This is a genomic window from Chryseobacterium sp. SIMBA_028, from assembly GCF_046535285.1.
Taxonomy (GTDB): Bacteria; Bacteroidota; Bacteroidia; order Flavobacteriales; family Weeksellaceae; genus Chryseobacterium.
Genome location: NZ_JAWRWZ010000315.1, coordinates 1 through 269 on the forward strand (window position 1 = coordinate 1; position 269 = coordinate 269).

Below are 269 nucleotides of genomic sequence, written 5' to 3' on the forward strand. Positions count from 1 at the left end.
TGGTCAGATAGGCGCCGCCGGCGGTCAGATTGGAATCGAGGGCGTTGCCAAAGTTTTTGGCGCATTCCCGGCCGTTGGAAAAGTTTGCCACGCCCTGGAGGTTGCGGCCACCGCCATGTCCTGCGGAAATGACGCGAAACGATCTGTCGGCCTCGCAGATCACATAAAACCGGCCATCCGACAGGTCACCCGGGTCATTCGGCCGGGTCGCGTCCATGGCGAAATAGCACTCGTTTCGAACCTTGCCTTCGGCGACTTTTGAGAGATAG

At 59.1% G+C, this 269-nt stretch carries 1 protein-coding gene; it reads right to left on the reverse strand.

What is annotated here, in order from left to right; all coding sequences use genetic code 11:
* The coding region (locus SCA31_RS23600) for a hypothetical protein (protein WP_410699443.1) at positions 1–269 on the reverse strand (269 nt) is incomplete at both ends.